Source organism: Burkholderia sp. AU28863, from assembly GCF_002223195.1.
Lineage (GTDB): Bacteria > Pseudomonadota > Gammaproteobacteria > Burkholderiales > Burkholderiaceae > Burkholderia > Burkholderia sola.
Window position 1 is genome coordinate 1 of the sequence record NZ_NKFE01000016.1, and the last position, 1547, is coordinate 1547.

At 67.4% G+C, this 1547-nt stretch carries 2 protein-coding genes; both read right to left on the reverse strand.

Translation table 11 applies throughout. The annotated features are described in order from the left end of the window. The coding region (locus CFB81_RS34675; RefSeq protein WP_143280801.1) for an efflux RND transporter permease subunit at positions 1 to 245 on the reverse strand (245 nt) is incomplete at its 3' end. 15 nt (positions 246 to 260) lie between these two features. Next, the gene (locus CFB81_RS34680) at positions 261 to 1535 is read right to left on the reverse strand and encodes an efflux RND transporter periplasmic adaptor subunit (RefSeq protein ID WP_089435558.1); all 1275 of its coding nucleotides are present in this window, start codon (positions 1533 to 1535) and stop codon (positions 261 to 263) included. Positions 1536 to 1547: the final 12 nt, after the last annotated feature.

A 1547-nucleotide genomic window follows, 5' to 3' on the forward strand; every position in this document is an offset into this window, starting at 1 on the left:
CTCGTCGACGACATGTACAGGAAGTTGTCGAGACCGCTCATCTGCTGCTCGATCACCTGCGTCACCGTGTCTTCCACCGTCTTCGCGGAAGCGCCCGGGTAGTTCGCGGTGATCTGGATCGATGGCGGCGCGATCGTCGGATACTGCGAGATCGGCAGCGTGAAGATCGCCGCAACCCCGGCCAGCATCAGGATGATGGCGATCACCCACGCGAAGATCGGGCGATCGATAAAAAACTTTGCCATGAAACAGGCTCCCTGTTATTTCGCGCTCGAGGCAGCGGCAGCACTCGCCGGCGCGGCGCCCGATGCGGCGGCACCGGAAGCGGCAGCGGCGCCGGACCCGGCGGCGGCCGGCGCGGCGGGGGCAGCAGCACCCGAGGCGGCATCGGCCGCCGGTGCGAGCTGCGCGGGGACCGTCTTCACGGTCGCGCCCGGGCGCACCTTGTCGACGCCTTGCACGATCACGTGATCGCCCGCTTGCAGACCGCCTTCGACGATCCAGTTCTGGCCTTGCATGCCGGTCGTCTTCAGCGGACGCGGCTCGACCTTGTTGCTGGCGTTCACCACCATCGCGATCGCCTGCCCCTTCTGGTCGTGCGTGACGCCGATCTGCGGCACCAGGAACGCGTTCTCGTTCACGCCTTCCTCGATCCGCGCGCGCACGAACATCCCCGGCAGCAGCACCTTGCCCGGGTTCGGGAACACCGCGCGGATCGTCACCGAGCCGGTGGTCTGGTCGACCGTCACGTCCGAGAACTGCAGCTTGCCGGCTTCCGAATAGGTCTTGCCGTCTTCCAGGATCAGCGACACCTTCGCCGCGCCCGGACCGCTCGTCTTCAGACGGCCGCTCTGCACGTCCTGACGCAGCTTCAGCCCTTCGAGGCTCGACTGCGTGAGGTCGACGTACACCGGATCGAGCTGCTGCACCGTCGACATCAGCGTCGCCTGGCTCGCCTGCACGTACGCGCCCGGCGTCACCTGCGAGATGCCGACGCGGCCGCTGATCGGCGACACGACATCCGTATAGCCGAGGTTGATCTGCGCGGTGTCGACCGCCGCCTTGCCGGCCGCGACATCCGCCGCGGCCTGGCCCTGCGTGGCGACCGCGTTGTCGTAGTCCTGCTTGCTGACCGCGTTCGCGGCGACCAGCACCTTGTAGCGCGCGACCAGTGCGTTCTGCGTGACGAGATTCGCCTGCGCCTTCGCGAGCGTCGCCTTCGCGCTGTTCAGCGCGGCGATGTACGGCGCCGGATCGATCTTGTAGAGGCGTTGACCGGCCTTGACGTCGGTGCCTTCGGTGAATTCACGGCGCAGCACGATGCCGTCGACCCGCGCACGGACCTGCGCGACGAGGAATGCACTGGTGCGGCCCGGCAGGTCGGTGAAGACCGGTACGGCTTGCGGCTGGACGGTGACGACGCCGACTTCCGGCGTTTGCGGCGGCGGTGCCGATTCTTTCTTCCCGCACGCGGCCAGGAAAACGGCGGCCGTCGCGACAGTGATTAAGCGGTATGGAACCCGTTCGACGCGCATGGAGCGACCTCT